Here is a 16352-nt window from a genome sequence, read left to right on the forward strand (position 1 = left end):
CCGGCACATGACCAACTTTTACATGAAAAGATTGGGAGTCACCATCATTTTAGCATTTGTAAGCGTTTAATTCATGTCTTTTATATGAAAAAGGTGAATATATTCATCCGTTATTATCCAGCTGACAGGATGTTTACTATTTAAGGAGGCAATGAGAATGGCAGAGATCAGAAAACTGAAAAACTACATCAATGGTGAATGGGTTGAAAGTAAGACAGATCAATATGAAGACGTTGTCAATCCGGCGACAAAAGAAGTGATGTGCCAGGTTCCGATTTCTACACGGGAGGATGTGGAATACGCCGTCCGCTCAGCGTCAGAAGCGTTTAAAACATGGTCGAAGACGGCGGTGCCGCGCCGTGCGAGAATTCTATTTAACTATCAGCAGCTTCTCCAGCAGAACAAAGAAGAGCTTGCCCGTCTGATCACTTTGGAAAACGGTAAAAACACGACAGAAGCACTCGGTGAAGTGGGACGCGGAATTGAAAACGTCGAATTCGCAGCGGGAGCGCCGTCACTCATGATGGGCGATTCACTTGCCTCTATCGCGACGGATGTAGAGGCGGCGAATTACCGCTATCCGATCGGGGTGGTCGGCGGTATCGCACCGTTCAACTTCCCGATGATGGTCCCGTGCTGGATGTTTCCGATGGCGATTTCGTTAGGAAACACTTTCATTCTGAAGCCTTCTGAGCGCACGCCGCTGTTAACGGAAAAACTGGCAGAGCTGTTTGAACAGGCCGGTCTGCCGAAGGGTGTCTTCAATGTCGTGCACGGCGCGCATGACGTCGTAAACGGCATTCTTGAGCATCCGGAGATTAAAGCCATCTCATTCGTCGGTTCAAAACCTGTCGGCGAGTATGTTTTCAAAAAAGGCAGCGAACATTTGAAACGCGTGCAGGCGTTAACGGGCGCAAAAAACCATACGATCGTGTTAAATGACGCCCACCTTGAAGATACGGTCACAAACATTATCGGCGCGGCATTCGGTTCGGCAGGAGAGCGCTGCATGGCATGCGCGGTCGTGACGGTTGAAGAGGGAATCGCCGATGAGTTTATGGCGAAATTACAGGAAAAAGCAGCGGACATCAAGATCGGAAACGGACTGGATGACGGCGTATTTTTGGGACCGGTCATCCGCGAGGACAACAAAAACCGCACGCACAGCTATATTGAAAAAGGCATCGAAGAAGGAGCGAAACTGCTTTGTGACGGCCGTGAACATGTAACGGAAGACGGCTATTTCGTCGGACCGACGATTTTTGACAACGTGACGACGGATATGACGATCTGGAAAGATGAGATCTTTGCGCCCGTTCTGTCGGTCATGCGTGTGAAAAATTTAAAAGAAGCGGTTGACATCGCCAACCAGTCTGAATTTGCGAACGGCGCCTGCCTGTTCACGTCAAATGCGAACGCGATCCGCTACTTCCGTGAGAATATTGACGCGGGAATGCTCGGCATCAACCTTGGCGTCCCGGCGCCGATGGCATTCTTCCCGTTCTCGGGCTGGAAGTCTTCTTTCTTCGGCACATTGCACGCAAACGGAAAAGACAGCGTCGACTTCTATACACGTAAAAAAGTCGTGACGGCACGATACCCGTCTCCTGACTTCAATTGATCAGACAGCCGGCCCGGACGGCTTTGTGATTCCGTCCGGGTTTTCTTTTACCATCCATTAAGGAGGAATAAACATGAGTCATTTGCTGCGCAAACCGCAGGCCGATGAGATTTCTCAAGGTGTGACCATCATACATGACGTCACTTCAGCCAATTCAGACCTCAAATATGTCGGATTTAAAGTCGTTGATCTCGCTCCCGGCTCAACATATACAGAAGATTTGAAAAAGACGGAGTGCTGCATCGTTGCGGTAACGGGAAAAGTTACCGTCACTGATTATGATCAGACATTTGAAAGCATCGGCACCCGTGAAAGCGTATTTGATAGAAAACCGACGGACAGCGTTTATGTGTCCAATGACCGCTCTTTTGGAATCACAGCCGTCAGCGGGGCGAGGGTCGCGCTGTGCTACTCTCCGTCCGAACACCAGCTTCCGACAAAGCTGATTAAAGCGGAAGACAACGGTGTGGAACATCGCGGCAAGCTGGCAAACAAACGAACCGTTCATAACATTCTCCCCGATTCAGATCCATCGGCAAACAGCCTTCTCGTTGTTGAAGTTTACACGGACAGCGGCAACTGGTCGAGCTACCCGCCTCATAAACATGACCAAGACAATCTGCCGGCTGAATCCTTTTTAGAAGAAACCTATTACCATGAAACGGACCCGCCGCAGGGATTTGTCTTCCAGCGTGTGTACACGGACGACCGCTCGATTGACGAGACGATGACCGCAGAAAATGAAAACGTTGTCATCGTGCCGGCGGGCTATCACCCGGTTGGTGTTCCGGACGGGTATACCTCTTACTACCTGAATGTAATGGCGGGACCGACACGAAAATGGAAGTTTCATAATGATCCGGCCCATGAATGGATTCTGGAACGCTGACAAGTGAGGAGTGGCAGATAACGATGAAATATACGTTTAATGAAGAAAAAGAGTTTGATATTGTCGCGATCGGACGCGCGTGTATTGATTTGAACGCGGCGGAATACAACCGGCCGATGGAAGAAACGATGACGTTTTCTAAATATGTCGGCGGCTCCCCGGCAAATATTGCGATCGGCAGCGCCAAGCTCGGATTAAAAGCCGGTTTTATCGGCAAAATCCCGGATGACCAGCACGGCAGATTTATCGTTTCTTATATGCAGGAAAAGGGCGTTGATACGTCACAAATGACCGTTGACAGAGAAGGGCGCAAAGCGGGGCTCGCTTTTACGGAAATTCTCAGTCCCGAAGAGTGCAGCATTCTGATGTACCGGGATGACGTGGCGGATTTGTATCTAGAGCCGTCCGAAGTCAATGAAGGCTACATCGCAAACGCGAAAATGCTGCTCGTATCAGGTACGGCGCTTGCGAAAAGTCCGTCGCGCGAAGCCATCTTAAAAGCGGTGCAAATCGCAAAAAAACATGGCGTAAAAGTCGTGTTTGAGCTCGACTACCGTCCGTATACATGGCAATCGGCAGAAGAAACAGCCGTGTACTACACGCTGGTGGCGGAACAATCCGATATCGTCATCGGTACGCGTGACGAATTTGACGTAATGGAAAACCGCAGCGGCGGAAATAACGATGAAACCGTCCGCCATTTGTTTGCGCACTCCGCCGACCTTGTCGTCATTAAGCACGGCGTTGACGGATCATACGCATACAGCAGATCGGGGGAAGTTTTCCGGGCGCACGCCTATAAAACAAAGGTGCTGAAGACCTTCGGAGCGGGTGATTCCTATGCGTCCGCCTTCATCTACGGACTGGTCAGCGGCCGGGATATTGAAACGGCTTTAAAATACGGGAGCGCTTCCGCTTCCATCGTCGTCAGCAAACACAGCTCCTCAGAAGCAATGCCGGCTGCCGGTGAAATCATCGAACTGATTGAAGCGCAGCACAGTCTTAACGGTAAATAGAACGTATAAAAGGTGGGATCGTTTGTGGGTAAGACCATTCGCTTAACGACAGCACAAGCGCTGATTCAATTCTTGAACCGGCAGTACATTCATGTTGACGGAAAAGAAGAGCCGTTCGTTGAGGGCGTCTTCACGATTTTCGGCCATGGAAATGTGTTGGGGATCGGGCAGGCGCTCGAGCAGGACGCCGGGCACCTGAAAGTCTATCAAGGCAAAAACGAACAAGGCATGGCGCATGCCGCGATGGCATACAGCAAGCAGATGCTGAGAAGAAAAATTTACGCGGTATCGACATCGGTCGGTCCGGGTGCCGCTAACTTGACAGCTGCCGCGGGTACGGCGCTGGCCAATCATATTCCGGTGCTGCTGCTTCCGGCCGATACCTTTGCAACGAGGCAGCCTGACCCGGTGCTTCAGCAGGTGGAGCAGGAATACAGCGCCGCCGTCACAACAAACGATGCGTTAAAGCCCGTGTCCCGCTATTGGGACCGCATCACCCGCCCCGAGCAGCTGATGAGCAGCTTAATCCGGGCATTTGAAGTGATGACAGATCCGGCAAAAGCGGGCCCGGCGACCATCTGCATTTCTCAGGATGTAGAGGGAGAAGCATTTGATTTTGATGAAAGCTTCTTTGAAAAACGTGTTCATTACATTGATCGGATGCAGCCGAGCGAGCGTGAACTGAAAGGCGCCGCGGAGAGAATTAAGGAGAGCAGCCGTCCCGTCATTTTGGTGGGCGGCGGCGCGAAGTACTCCGGCGCGCGTGAGGAATTAATCGCGCTTTCTGAAACATACGGCATTCCGCTTGTCGAAACGCAGGCCGGCAAGTCAACGGTTGAAGCTGATTTCGCCAACAATCTGGGCGGCATGGGCATCACGGGCACACTCGCCGCAAACAAAGCCGCCCGCCAGGCTGATCTGATCATCGGTGTCGGCACACGGTACACGGACTTTGCGACATCCTCGAAAACAGCGTTTGATTTTGACAAAGCAAAATTTTTGAATATCAACGTCAGCCGCATGCAGGCATACAAGCTTGACGCGTTTCAGATCGTAGCCGATGCGAAAGTGACGCTCGGCAGGCTGCACGGCTTATTAGACGGATATAAAAGTGCATTCGGCACGGCGATTAAAGATTGGAAAGATGAATGGCTGGCTGAACGGGACCGGCTCGGCAAGATCACTTTTACACGTGACGCGTTCAAGCCGGAAATTAAAAACCATTTCTCACAGGACGTGTTAAACGAGTATGCCGACGCGCTCGAGACTGAGCTGCCGCAAACAACGGCGCTGTTGACCATCAATGACACGATTCCTGAAGACAGCGTCGTCATCAGTTCGGCGGGATCTCTTCCGGGGGATCTGCAGCGGCTGTGGCATTCCAATGTCCCGAATACGTACCATCTGGAGTATGGCTATTCCTGCATGGGATATGAAGTATCGGGCACGCTCGGCCTCAAGCTGGCTCATCCCGACAAAGAAGTCTATTCACTCGTCGGCGACGGAAGCTTTCTGATGCTGCACTCAGAGCTGATTACCGCGCTTCAATATAATAAAAAAATCAATGTCCTGCTCTTTGACAACTCCGGGTTCGGCTGTATCAACAACCTGCAGATGGATCACGGGAGCGGCAGTTATTTCTGCGAGTTCCGCACAGAGGACAATCAGATTTTAAACGTTGATTACGCGAAGGTGGCAGAGGGCTACGGCGCTAAAACTTACAGAGCCAATACGGTTGAAGAACTGAAAGCGGCGCTTGAAGATGCGAAAACGCAAGATGTATCCACTTTAATTGAAATGAAGGTTCTGCCGAAAACGATGACGGACGGCTATGACAGCTGGTGGCATGTCGGCGTGGCGGAAGTGTCGGAGCAGGAAAGCGTTCAGCGGGCATACGAAGCGAAAGAGATGAAGCTGAAGTCTGCGAAGCAGTACTAGAGGGGAGGCATCACGATGGGCAAACAAAATATTTTGTGGGGCATCGCTCCCATTGGGTGGCGAAATGACGATATGCCGGAAATCGGAGCCGGGAATACGCTGCAACATTTGTTAAGCGATATTGTTGTCGCCGGTTTTCAAGGTACGGAAGTGGGAGGGTTTTTCCCTGAACCCTCCGTCCTCAATAAGGAGCTGGCTCTCCGGAACTTGCGGATTGCGGGGAAATGGTTCAGCAGCTTTATCATTCAAGACGGTATTGAAAAAACGGCTGAACAATTTACAGAACACTGTGATTATTTGCAGAAAGTCGGAGCGGATGCCGCCATCGTTTCTGAACAGACGTACAGTGTCCAAGGCTTGGACATTGATGTATTTAAGAAAAAACCGCACTTCTCAGATGAAGAATGGGATACACTGTGCCAAGGCTTGAACCGTCTCGGGAAAATCGCTGACGAATACGGGCTGGATCTCACGTTTCATCATCATCTCGGCACAGGCGTCCAGACGGCGGAAGAAGTTGACCGGCTGATGGATGGAACGGACCCGCGGTATGTCCATTTACTTTATGATACCGGCCATGCCTATATCTCGGACGGAGACTATATGACGATTCTCAACAAGCATATGGGTCGGATCAGACACGTTCATTTCAAGGACGCGCGGTTTGACATTATGGAGCGGTGCAGACAGGAAGGCAAGTCATTCAGGCAGTCGTTTTTACAGGGCATTTTCACGGTTCCCGGAGACGGATGCATCGATTTTACAGAAGTGTACCAAACGCTCGTCCGTCATGATTATTCAGGCTGGATCGTCATTGAAGCCGAACAAGACCCGGCAGTCGCCAATCCGCTTGAGTACGCGCTGATTGCGAGAAAGTACATCGACAGTGAACTGCTTGATCCTGCAAATTAGAGGGGGACTTATATGAATCGTGCCAAGGCGGAATCAGCTTTCAGCAAACGGACCATCGCCGCAGCATTAGCAAATTACATTGATGCAGGTTCCATCGTGGCAGGATCAGCGGGTTTATCTATGTGGGTCAGCTACTTGAAGCTGTCCGACAGTCAGATCGGATTGCTCGGCGCCTTCAGCGCAAACGCGATATCAGCGGCCGTCGGAGCGCTGCTCGGCGGGTATTTGGCTGATAAGGTCGGCCGAAAAGCTGTATATACAAACAGTATGCTCGTCTACGCTTTAGGAATTTGTTTGGTTTTGTTTGGATTCAACTTTCCCATGCTGTTATGCGGATACATGATTATCGGGATTTCTGTAGGCGCGGATATTACGGCTTCATGGACCATTATCGCGGAAAACGCCCCTGAGAAAAACCGGGCGAGGCATTGCGGAGTGGCGCAGGTGGCGTGGGCCGCCGGAGCCGTTGTGGTTCTGCTGTTATCCGTTGTGGTCGGTGACCTCGGGCTTTTAGGAAATAAAATTGTCTTTGCGCATCTATTGGTGATCGCCCTGATCACATATGTGATAAGAAAGCGTTTACCTGAGTCGGATGCCTGGAAAAACAGTGAAGAGCGCCCTGCCGCCGTGAAAAAAACATCTTATTTTGACTTGCTTCAGCCGAAATTTTTCAAGAACATTTTGTTTTTAATGGGTGTGTTTCTCGTATGGAATCTCGCCGCGGGCGTCATGGGATTCTTTATGCCGTACATCTACCAGCAGGTCGGCGGCGTATCCGCAAATACGGCCAACATTCTGCAGATGGCCCTGTTTATCTTCACCGGTCTCGGCGTCGCCTGTATCTTCATGCCTTTTGCAGATCAATATCGGAAAACGGTGTTCGGAATCTGCGCCTTTATGGCTGTTGTCGGCTGGTCGCTGTTTTTGCTGCCGTTTCAGGGGCTCCCGATGCTGCTTTTGTTTGTTTTAGCGATCGGCATCAATAACGGAGCCGGCCAGCAGGCGAACTACCAGCTGTGGGCAAGCGAGCTGTTCCCGACAGAACACAGAGCGTCAGCACAAGGGCTCATGTTCTTTCTCGTCCGTATTTCAATCGGCATTTGGAGTTTATTTGTGCCGGTCATCATGTCACAATTCGGCATCGGTTTTATGGCCGGTATTCTGCTCATATGTGTGACGGCCAGTATGATCATCGGGCTTGTTTTCGCACCGAATACGTCCGGCAAGTCGCTTGAACAGATACAGGAGGAACTGTACGGTGCTCCTCAGGACGGCAGCGGGAAAAAAAAGACGAGAACCATTATTTGATTATCAGAAGGAGTGGCGATCAATGAATTTACGTATAGGTGTTATCGGAACCGGTGCTATCGGAAAAGAGCACATCAACCGCATCACAAATAAGCTGTCCGGAGCGGAAATTACCGCTGTCACAGATGTGAATGAGGAGGCCGCGCAGCAGACCGTTCAGCATTTCAATTTGAACGCCTCCGTTTATCCTGATGACGACAGCCTCCTCGCTGCTGAAAATGTGGATGCTGTCTTAGTGACAAGCTGGGGCCCGGCTCACGAGTCCAGCGTGTTGAAAGCGATTCAGCACGGCAAGCACGTGTTTTGTGAAAAGCCGCTTGCGACAACGGCAGAAGGCTGTATGCGCATTGTCGAGGAAGAAATGAAGACGGGAAAACGATTGGTGCAGGTAGGTTTCATGCGCAGATATGACAGCGGTTACGTTCAGCTGAAAGAAGCGATCGACAACCGTGCGGTCGGCGAGCCGCTGATGATTCACTGTGCGCACCGCAACCCGACAGTCGCATCGAATTATTCAACGGACATGGCCGTCGTCGATACGCTCGTTCATGAAATTGATGTTCTCCACTGGCTCGTCAATGACGACTATGAATTCGTACAGGTCATCTATCCGAAGAAATCAAAAAATGCGCTGCCGCATCTGAAAGATCCGCAGATGGTCATCATCGAAACAAAAGGCGGCATTGTCATCAATGCCGAAATCTACGTGAACTGTAAATACGGCTATGACATTCAATGTGAAATCGTCGGGGAAGACGGCGTTATCAAGCTTCCGGAACCGTCAAGCATCAGCTTGAGAAAAGAAGGGAAATTCAGCACCGATATTCTGATGGACTGGCAGCGCCGATTTGTGGCTGCGTATGATGTGGAAATTCAGGACTTCATTGATTCGATCCGGAAAAAAGGCGAAGTCAGCGGTCCGACGGCATGGGACGGTTATATTGCCGCGGTGACAACAGACGCGTGCGTAAAAGCTCAGGAATCCGGACAGAAAGAGCCAGTGGCGCTTCAAGAGAAACCGGCATTCTATCAATCATTTACGACTGTGAACAAATAATAGATCGGGAGTGAAAAAATGAAACTGGCCTTAGATCCATCCATGTACCGCGATGATTTAACATTAGAGGAAATGGTCTATAAAACGGCGGAGCTCGGATACGAATATATCGAACTGTCCCCGCGCGAGGATTTTTGTCCTTTCTATAAATATCCGAAAGTCGATTCAGCAAAAATCAAACAATTGAAGCGCCTTTTAAAGGATACAGGTGTGAAGCTGTCCTCTCTTCTTCCGCTTTACCACTGGGCGGGTCCTGATGAAGACCGCCGACAGGCCGCCGTGCGCAACTGGAAACGGGCGATCGAAATTGCGGTTGAACTTGAAGTGGATTTGATGAACAGTGAATTCAGCGGTTCAAAGTATGATCCGTTGACAAGTGAAGAAAAATTCATCAAATCCATGGATGAGCTGCTGCCCGTCTTTGAAAAAGAAGGCGTTAAACTCAATCTTCAAGCCCATCCATACGATTTTATCGAAACGCACAAAGGTGCGATGGATATGATCCGCGCGCTCGATAAGGATTGGATCAACCTTGTCTACTCAACTGCGCATACGTTCTTCTATGATGACGGCAAAGGCGATATCGAAACCATGTTTGATGAAGCCGGCGACCGCCTCACGCATGTTTTATTTGCAGATACTTTTAATCATAAAGCGGCGCACGGCCTGCGTTACATCGTCAATCCGCCTGACGCGAAAGTAACGGTTCACCAGCATTTGGACATCGGGCAAGGCGAGGTCGATTTTGAGACGATTTTCAGAAAGATGAGAGAGATGAAATTCGACGGAATTGCGACGAACGCCGTGTTTGCTTGGGTCGGCGAAAGAGCGGATGAATCAAGCCGGACCACGCTTAAGAAATTAAAAGAAGAACTGGGTATGGCATAAGCTGAGTATGGAGTTCGGCGGAACGGGGCAAAAAAGCCCTTCAGCCGGACTCCCTTCATATCGAAAACGCGGATGGGAGAGGCTGACATGAAACTTTGCTTTAATGAAGCGACTACGCTGGAGAATTCAAACCTGAAACAGGATTTAGAACTGTGCGAAAAGCACGGCTATGATTATATTGAAATCCGCACAATGGATAAGCTGCCGGAATACTTAAAAGACCATTCACTGGCCGATCTGGCGGAATATTTTCAAACCCATCACATTAAACCGCTTGCCCTGAACGCCCTGGTTTTCTTCAACAACCGTGATGAGAAGGGCTATAGGGAGATCATTTCGGAATTCAAAAGCATGATGGAAACCTGCAGGACGCTCGGCGTGAAATATGTGGTGGCCGTGCCGCTTGTGACAGAGCGGAAAATCTTGAAAGAAGAAATCAAAAAGAGCAGCGCAGAGGTGCTGACTGAGCTTTCGGACATCGCGGAGCCGTACGGCGTAAACATTGCCCTTGAATTTGTCGGCCACCCGCAATGCACGGTCAATACATTTGAACAGGCGTATGACATCGTGAACGCTGTCGGCCGCGATAATGTCGGACTGGTGTTTGACAGCTTCCATTTCCACGCGATGGGCTCCAATATTGAGAGCTTGAAGCAGGCGGACGGAAAGAAAATTTTCATCTATCATATCGACGATACAGAAGACTTTCCGATCGGCTTTTTAACGGATGAAGACCGCGTCTGGCCTGGGCAGGGTGCGATTGACTTAGACGCCCATCTGTCAGCGTTAAAAGAAATCGGATTCAATGATGTTGTCTCCGTAGAGCTGTTCAGACCTGAATATTATAAGCTGACTGCGGAGGAAACGATCAAAACGGCAAAGGAAACAACGGAAGCCGTCGTATCAAAATACTTCATGAAGGAGGCGTGAACATGGCTTTTGTCACCATGAAACATCTTCTTGCAGAAGCGAAACGGGAGCATTATGCAGTCGGCCAGTTTAATATCAACGGCCTCCAATGGACGAAGGCGATTCTGCAAGCGGCGCAAAAAGAGCAATCGCCGGTCATCGCCGCGGCTTCCGATCGTCTGGTCGACTATTTAGGCGGGTTTAAAACGATTGCCGCCATGGTCGGCGCGTTAATGGAAGAAATGTCGATTACCGTTCCCGTCGTGCTCCATCTTGATCACGGAAGCAGTGTTGAACGCTGCAGACAGGCCATTGACGCCGGATTCAGCTCAGTGATGATTGACGGCTCTCATCATCCGATTGATGAGAACATCGCGATGACAAAAGAAGTCGCCGATTATGCCGCAAAGCACGGCGTCTCAGTAGAAGCAGAAGTCGGCACGGTCGGCGGCATGGAAGACGGGCTGGTCGGCGGGGTCCGCTATGCCGATATCGCCGAATGTGAGCGGATCGTGAAAGAAACCAATATCGATGCGCTGGCCGCCGCCCTCGGCTCCGTCCACGGCAAATATCAGGGCGAGCCCAATCTCGGATTTAAAGAAATGGCGGCTATCTCCCGCATGACTGATATTCCCCTCGTTCTCCACGGAGCATCCGGGATTCCGCAGGATCAGATCAAAAAAGCCATCACGCTCGGCCACGCGAAAATCAATATCAACACGGAATGTATGGTAGCCTGGACAGACGAAACACGACGCATGTTTCAGGAAAACGGCGATCTGTACGAACCGCGCGGCTACATGACACCCGGCATTGAAGCCGTGGAAGAGACGGTGCGAAGCAAAATGAGAGAGTTCGGATCAGTCGGTAAAGCCGTAAAACAGCAGGTCGGCTGATGAAAACGGAAACCGCCAAGATGGCGGTTTTTTTGTGCGGTGTTGCGTCCGTACGCCCGAAACGATTATGATGATGGCAGCAGCGTAAGAAACGGGAGTGGTTCAGTTTGAATAAAATCATGATTGTGGAAGATAGTGAAGACATTCGCGGACTATTGCAGAATTACCTTGAAAAATACGGATATCAAACCGTGGCCGCCGCGGATTTCACGGCTGTTCTTGATGTCTTTTTGCGGGAAAAGCCTGATGTGGTGCTGCTTGATATCAACCTGCCGTCTTATGACGGCTATTATTGGTGCCGCCAGATCCGCCAGCATTCTACAAGCCCGATCATTTTCATCTCAGCCAGAAGCGGGGAAATGGATCAGGTGATGGCGATTGAAAACGGCGGAGATGATTATATCGAAAAACCGTTTTCTTATGATATTGTGCTGGCGAAAATCAAAAGCCAGATCCGCAGGGCATACGGAGAGTACGCCGCCAAGCAGGGAGAGAAAGTGGTTGAATATGCCGGTGTGCAGCTCTTTATGGAACGGTTTGAACTGCGCTTTCAGGACGAAAAAAGCGAGCTTTCTAAAAAAGAAAGCAAGCTTTTGGAAGTGCTGCTGGAGCGGGGAGAAAAGGTGACGGGTCGGGACCGGCTCATGGAAAAAACGTGGGACACCGACATTTTCGTCGATGATAATACGCTTAACGTGTATATCACGCGGCTCAGAAAAAAACTGCGGGAGCTGAATGCGCCTGTTTCCATTGAATCGGTGCGGGGCGAAGGCTACCAGCTGAGGGCGCTGTCATGAAGCTGTTTTTCCGGTCTCATGCCGTGCTGATTCTGCTTTTTCTCCTTCAAGGGCTGTTTGTCTTCTTTTATTACTGGTTTGCGGGTCTTCATTCTTTTTCCCACCTGTTTTACATATTGGGCGTGCAGCTTCTTATTTTGGCGGGGTATCTCGCCTATCGCTGGTACAAAGACCGCGGTGTGTATCATTGGCTCAGCTCGGAGCAGGAAGGGACGGACATCCCGTATCTCGGTTCTTCAGTGTTCTGTTCAGAGCTGTATGAGAAGCAGATGGAGCTGACCCGGCTGCAGCACCAGAAGCTCCATGAAACCGAAGCCAAACTCGACGCGCGGGTGACGTATATGAATCAATGGGTGCACCAAGTAAAAACGCCGCTGTCGGTCATTAATTTAATCATTCAGGAAGAGGATGAGCCCGTCTTTGAACAAATCAAAAAAGAGGTCCGGCAGATTGAATTCGGGCTGGAGACGCTTCTTTATTCATCAAGGCTTGACCTGTTTGAGCGGGATTTTAAAGTCGAAGCGGTTTCCTTATCAGAGCTTCTCCAATCGGTCATTCAAAGCTATAAACGATTTTTTATTCAGTACCGCGTCTATCCGAAAATGGATATTCGCGATGATCATCAGATTTACACCGATGCCAAATGGCTCAAATTTGCGATCGGCCAAGTCGTCACAAATGCGGTCAAATATTCGGCAGGCAAGAGTGACAGACTGGAGCTGAATGTCTTCCGCGATGAAGACAGGACGGTGCTTGAAGTCAAAGATTACGGTGTCGGCATTCCCTCGCAAGATATCAAGCGGGTGTTTGACCCTTATTACACCGGCGAAAACGGGCGGCGTTTCCAAGAATCTACGGGAATCGGCCTCCATCTCGTCAAAGAAATTACGGGCAAGCTCAATCATACGGTGGACATCAGCTCGTCCCCCGGTGAAGGGACATCGGTCCGATTTTCATTTCTTACAAAAATGTAAGACTGCGTTAAGAAAACAACATAGCTCATTCTGTTTCCCCTTGATAACATGGATTTACGTCAAGGGGATTTTTTATGCTGAATGCCCCGGCACTACATGAAAGCAGCCCAGATCAACAAGAATAAAACCATAAGGAGGATTCTCATGGCGAATATGCTTGAAGTCAAACATATAAATAAAACCTATAAAGGACAAGTATCCTATCAAGCTTTAAAACAAATTTCATTTTCAATAGAAGAAGGCGGGTTCACGGCGGTGATGGGACCGTCCGGCTCCGGAAAAACAACACTTTTGAATATCATTTCAACGATCGACCGGCCGGATTCAGGCGATATCCTGATTCACGGAGAAAACCCGCACCGGCTGAAGCGGACAAAGCTCGCTCATTTCCGCCGCAAGCAGCTCGGATTTGTGTTTCAGGATTTCAACCTTCTGGACACGCTGACAATCGGTGAAAATATCATGCTGCCGTTAACGCTTGAAAAAGAAGCGCCGTCTGTCATGGAAGAAAAACTGCACGACATCGCGAAAAAGCTCGGAATCGAAGACCTGCTCAATAAACGGACGTTTGAAGTATCCGGCGGACAGCGCCAGCGGGCCGCCATCGCAAGAGCGGTCATTCATAAGCCGTCACTTATTCTGGCTGATGAACCGACGGGAAACCTTGATTCCAAAGCGTCAAAAGATGTCATGGAAACGATGCAGAGCCTGAATCAGGATGATCATGTCACGGCTTTGATGGTGACCCACGATCCGGTTGCGGCAAGCTACTGCCGCCGCGTCATCTTTATAAAAGACGGCGAACTGTTTAATGAGATTTACCGCGGGGAAAACCGCCAAGTCTTTTATGAGCAGATTCTTGATGTGCTGTCTATGCTGGGGGGAAACGCAAATGACCTTTCTTCAGTTCGCTTATAAAAACGTCACGAGAAACAAAAGGGCCTATCTTGCATTCTTCTTGAGCAGCGCCTTTTCCGTTTTGATTTTCTTTACCTTTGCGATGTTCCTGTTTCATCCGGCACTAAAGGAAGGCTACCTGAATAACATCGCCAAAAAAGGCTTAACCGCCGCGGAATGGATGATCTTTGTTTTTTCTTTCTTATTTGTTCTGTATTCGGTTAACGCATTTTTGAAATCGAGAAATAAAGAATTCGGTATTCTGCTGATGCAGGGTATTACGCCGGTGCAGCTGAGAAAGCTCATTACGGCGGAAAACATGATCATCGGCGTCATGTCGATCGCAGCGGGGATTATCGGAGGCTTCATTTTTTCGAAAACGTTCTTTACGGTCGGCGCTTATATTTTAGAAATGGACGCGCTGCCTCTGTACATGCCTTGGAAAGCGCTCGGCATTACGGCCGGCGGATTTCTGCTCTTATTTTTCCTTTTATCGCAGTTCACGATCCTTTTTGTCAGATCAAATACGGTGATCAAATTAATAAAGGGCACTGACAAGATCAAGCCGGAGCCGAAGCCGTCCGTGCTTCTGTCCTTATTCGGCATCGCCTGCCTGTGCGGCGGGTACGGCATGGTTCTGAAAGGCAATGTCCACGGGACCGAGCCGTTCATCATTTTACTGCTTACCGTCATCGGCACGTATTTCTTTTTCAGCCAAAGCAGCATCTGGATTCTGCGCGCGCTGAAGAAGTGGAAAACCTTTTATCTGCGCGGGAAAAACGTCATTTGGGTTTCTGATCTTGTTTATCGTTTAAAAGACAACGCCCGCCTGTTCTTTATCGTCAGCATTATTTCCGCAGTTGCCTTTACGGCGACGGGCGTGCTCGCGATGTACAAATCGACCGTCGGGGCGGAAGAGTCCGCCTATGAGATGGAGTATTTATCTTTCAGCAATAACCCGAAAGAACAGACTCATTTGAAAGATATTGATCATGAACTGAAAACACACGGCTTTACGTATAAGAAAGACAAAATAAATGTTTCCTATGTCCGCTATCAGGAAGGAGGTACTGTTCCGCCTGTTTACATGATCAGCGAATCGGATGTGTCAACATACTTCCATGTCAAGCTGAACGGGCTGAAACATGGTGAGGCTGTCTATTTCCCGGGCACGTATGACCGCAATTTCAAAAACGAAGCGCCGGATCAGCTGAAGCTGCTGAACCAAAAAGGCAAGCCGTCTGACCAAAAACTGACGGTAAAAGAAGTCAAAAAACCGCTGATTTCACTGAATGCCATCATCGCGGTGAACGATCAAACCTTTGATCAGCTGAAATCACTCGGTGAGAAAGCGTCATTATACGGCTACAGCTATGATCATTGGAAAGACAGTCTTGGGATCAGCCAATCCTTGAAAAATGAGATTTACGGCAACTATATCGACGTGCATTCTGATTTTATGGCAAAAGCCGGGACGTACTATGATACGGTGCAGCTGCCGAGCCTGAGTTTATTCATCGGCCTGTTTATCGCGATCATCTTCTTTGTCGCGGCAGCGAGTTTCTTATATTTCAGGCTGTTCACCGATTTAGATGAGGACCGGGAGCGCTACCGTTCATTGGCCAAAATCGGTCTGAGTGAGCGTGAAATGGCACAAAGCGTGACGATACAATTGGCGATTCTCTTTTTCTTTCCTTTCGTCATTGCCGTCATGCATACGCTGTTTGCTTTGAGAACATTGGCGGTGGAAGGCTATTCCGATGTAGCGGGGCCGCTCAGTCTGACCATCGGAGGGTTTTTCATCTTTCAGCTTCTGTTCTTCCTCGCGGTGCGGACAAGCTATTTGAAAAAAATGAACAAGTAAGGGGAGTGCACAGATGAAAAAAGCATTGGCAATCCTGGCCGTCTTGGCGGCCGCTGCCGTCATATACGGACTTCTCTTTTTTCATAATGATGTTACAGACAGATTTAATCCGTTTATTCACCAGCAAGATGTTTATGTACAGATTGATCGAGATGGCAAACATCTTAGCCCGGGCGGTACTGAGTATACATTAGACGGATATAACGCATCCGGGAAAAAAGAAGAAGTGACCTTTTTCGCCGGGAAAGACCTTCGGAAGAACGCGTATTTGAAGGTGAAGGCGAAAGGAAAGTATGTCGAGACCTGGGAAGAAGTCAGATTTGAAGATATGCCGGGCTCCGTACAGTCAAAATTAAAGTGAACATGAAAAGCGGCACAGTGTCATG

General features: G+C 49.5%; 15 protein-coding genes. All 15 read left to right on the plus strand.

Going from position 1 to position 16352, the window contains the following annotated elements; all coding sequences use genetic code 11:
* Positions 1 to 157 precede the first annotated feature (157 nt).
* The 15 genes from iolA (at position 158) to ACWJJS_RS00860 (ending at position 16327) form a co-directional block, all read left to right on the plus strand.
* The gene (gene iolA / locus ACWJJS_RS00790; RefSeq protein WP_014306132.1) at positions 158 to 1621 is read left to right on the plus strand and encodes a methylmalonate-semialdehyde dehydrogenase; all 1464 of its coding nucleotides are present in this window, start codon (positions 158 to 160) and stop codon (positions 1619 to 1621) included.
* Between the two features lie 73 nt (positions 1622 to 1694).
* A complete protein-coding gene (gene iolB, locus ACWJJS_RS00795) occupies positions 1695 to 2510 on the plus strand; it encodes a 5-deoxy-glucuronate isomerase (RefSeq protein WP_015387476.1) in 816 nt (271 codons plus the stop codon).
* A gap of 23 nt (positions 2511 to 2533) precedes the next feature.
* The gene (gene iolC / locus ACWJJS_RS00800; RefSeq protein WP_070082615.1) at positions 2534 to 3526 is read left to right on the plus strand and encodes a 5-dehydro-2-deoxygluconokinase; all 993 of its coding nucleotides are present in this window, start codon (positions 2534 to 2536) and stop codon (positions 3524 to 3526) included.
* Between the two features lie 24 nt (positions 3527 to 3550).
* On the plus strand, positions 3551 to 5464 hold the full coding sequence (gene iolD, locus ACWJJS_RS00805) for a 3D-(3,5/4)-trihydroxycyclohexane-1,2-dione acylhydrolase (decyclizing) (RefSeq protein ID WP_454023228.1): 1914 nt from the start codon (positions 3551 to 3553) through the stop codon (positions 5462 to 5464).
* Between the two features lie 15 nt (positions 5465 to 5479).
* Positions 5480 to 6376, plus strand: coding sequence for a myo-inosose-2 dehydratase (gene iolE, locus ACWJJS_RS00810; protein WP_017418541.1), 897 nt, complete (start codon positions 5480 to 5482; stop codon positions 6374 to 6376).
* Between the two features lie 12 nt (positions 6377 to 6388).
* On the plus strand, positions 6389 to 7684 hold the full coding sequence (locus ACWJJS_RS00815) for an MFS transporter (RefSeq protein ID WP_094247355.1): 1296 nt from the start codon (positions 6389 to 6391) through the stop codon (positions 7682 to 7684).
* Between the two features lie 22 nt (positions 7685 to 7706).
* Positions 7707 to 8741, plus strand: coding sequence for a Gfo/Idh/MocA family protein (locus ACWJJS_RS00820; RefSeq protein ID WP_167860556.1), 1035 nt, complete (start codon positions 7707 to 7709; stop codon positions 8739 to 8741).
* 18 nt (positions 8742 to 8759) lie between these two features.
* Entirely contained in the window at positions 8760 to 9629 is an 870-nt protein-coding gene (locus tag ACWJJS_RS00825; RefSeq protein ID WP_015387482.1) for a sugar phosphate isomerase/epimerase family protein, read from the plus strand.
* Between the two features lie 87 nt (positions 9630 to 9716).
* Positions 9717 to 10559 carry a 2-keto-myo-inositol isomerase gene (gene iolI / locus ACWJJS_RS00830; protein ID WP_007614866.1) on the plus strand — a complete coding sequence of 281 codons (843 nt, stop codon included), beginning with the start codon at positions 9717 to 9719 and terminating at the stop codon, positions 10557 to 10559.
* Between the two features lie 2 nt (positions 10560 to 10561).
* A complete protein-coding gene (gene fba, locus ACWJJS_RS00835; protein ID WP_454023229.1) occupies positions 10562 to 11434 on the plus strand; it encodes a class II fructose-1,6-bisphosphate aldolase in 873 nt (290 codons plus the stop codon).
* Positions 11435 to 11541: 107 nt separating this feature from the next.
* Positions 11542 to 12231: a two-component system response regulator YxdJ gene (yxdJ, locus tag ACWJJS_RS00840; protein WP_454023230.1), complete on the plus strand. Its 690-nt coding sequence runs from the start codon at positions 11542 to 11544 to the stop codon at positions 12229 to 12231.
* Complete coding sequence (gene yxdK, locus ACWJJS_RS00845) at positions 12228 to 13205, plus strand: two-component system sensor histidine kinase YxdK (RefSeq protein WP_326243694.1); 978 nt, start codon at positions 12228 to 12230, stop codon at positions 13203 to 13205. Before yxdJ ends, yxdK begins: the two co-directional genes overlap by 4 nt.
* Before the next feature lie 144 nt (positions 13206 to 13349).
* Complete coding sequence (gene yxdL / locus ACWJJS_RS00850) at positions 13350 to 14123, plus strand: ABC transporter ATP-binding protein YxdL (protein ID WP_326243693.1); 774 nt, start codon at positions 13350 to 13352, stop codon at positions 14121 to 14123.
* The gene (gene yxdM, locus ACWJJS_RS00855; RefSeq protein ID WP_454023231.1) at positions 14098 to 15966 is read left to right on the plus strand and encodes an ABC transporter permease YxdM; all 1869 of its coding nucleotides are present in this window, start codon (positions 14098 to 14100) and stop codon (positions 15964 to 15966) included. The genes yxdL and yxdM overlap by 26 nt, the downstream gene beginning before the upstream one ends.
* A 13-nt stretch (positions 15967 to 15979) precedes the next feature.
* Entirely contained in the window at positions 15980 to 16327 is a 348-nt protein-coding gene (locus tag ACWJJS_RS00860; protein ID WP_004393256.1) for a YxeA family protein, read from the plus strand.
* Positions 16328 to 16352: the final 25 nt, after the last annotated feature.

It is taken from the genome of Bacillus sp. JK106 (genome assembly GCF_053663355.1).

Bases quoted from the DNA above. Each gene is read 5' to 3' on its own strand.
- yxdK (WP_326243694.1), top strand. From the start codon at position 12,228: ATGAAGCTGTTTTTCCGGTCTCATGCCGTGCTGATTCTGCTTTTTCTC.
- ACWJJS_RS00820 (WP_167860556.1), top strand. From the start codon at position 7,707: ATGAATTTACGTATAGGTGTTATCGGAACCGGTGCTATCGGAAAAGAG.
- iolC (WP_070082615.1), top strand. From the start codon at position 2,534: ATGAAATATACGTTTAATGAAGAAAAAGAGTTTGATATTGTCGCGATC.
- iolA (WP_014306132.1), top strand. From the start codon at position 158: ATGGCAGAGATCAGAAAACTGAAAAACTACATCAATGGTGAATGGGTT.
- ACWJJS_RS00815 (WP_094247355.1), top strand. From the start codon at position 6,389: ATGAATCGTGCCAAGGCGGAATCAGCTTTCAGCAAACGGACCATCGCC.
- yxdL (WP_326243693.1), top strand. From the start codon at position 13,350: ATGGCGAATATGCTTGAAGTCAAACATATAAATAAAACCTATAAAGGA.
- ACWJJS_RS00825 (WP_015387482.1), top strand. From the start codon at position 8,760: ATGAAACTGGCCTTAGATCCATCCATGTACCGCGATGATTTAACATTA.
- iolB (WP_015387476.1), top strand. From the start codon at position 1,695: ATGAGTCATTTGCTGCGCAAACCGCAGGCCGATGAGATTTCTCAAGGT.
- iolE (WP_017418541.1), top strand. From the start codon at position 5,480: ATGGGCAAACAAAATATTTTGTGGGGCATCGCTCCCATTGGGTGGCGA.
- iolI (WP_007614866.1), top strand. From the start codon at position 9,717: ATGAAACTTTGCTTTAATGAAGCGACTACGCTGGAGAATTCAAACCTG.
- ACWJJS_RS00860 (WP_004393256.1), top strand. From the start codon at position 15,980: ATGAAAAAAGCATTGGCAATCCTGGCCGTCTTGGCGGCCGCTGCCGTC.
- fba (WP_454023229.1), top strand. From the start codon at position 10,562: ATGGCTTTTGTCACCATGAAACATCTTCTTGCAGAAGCGAAACGGGAG.
- yxdM (WP_454023231.1), top strand. From the start codon at position 14,098: ATGACCTTTCTTCAGTTCGCTTATAAAAACGTCACGAGAAACAAAAGG.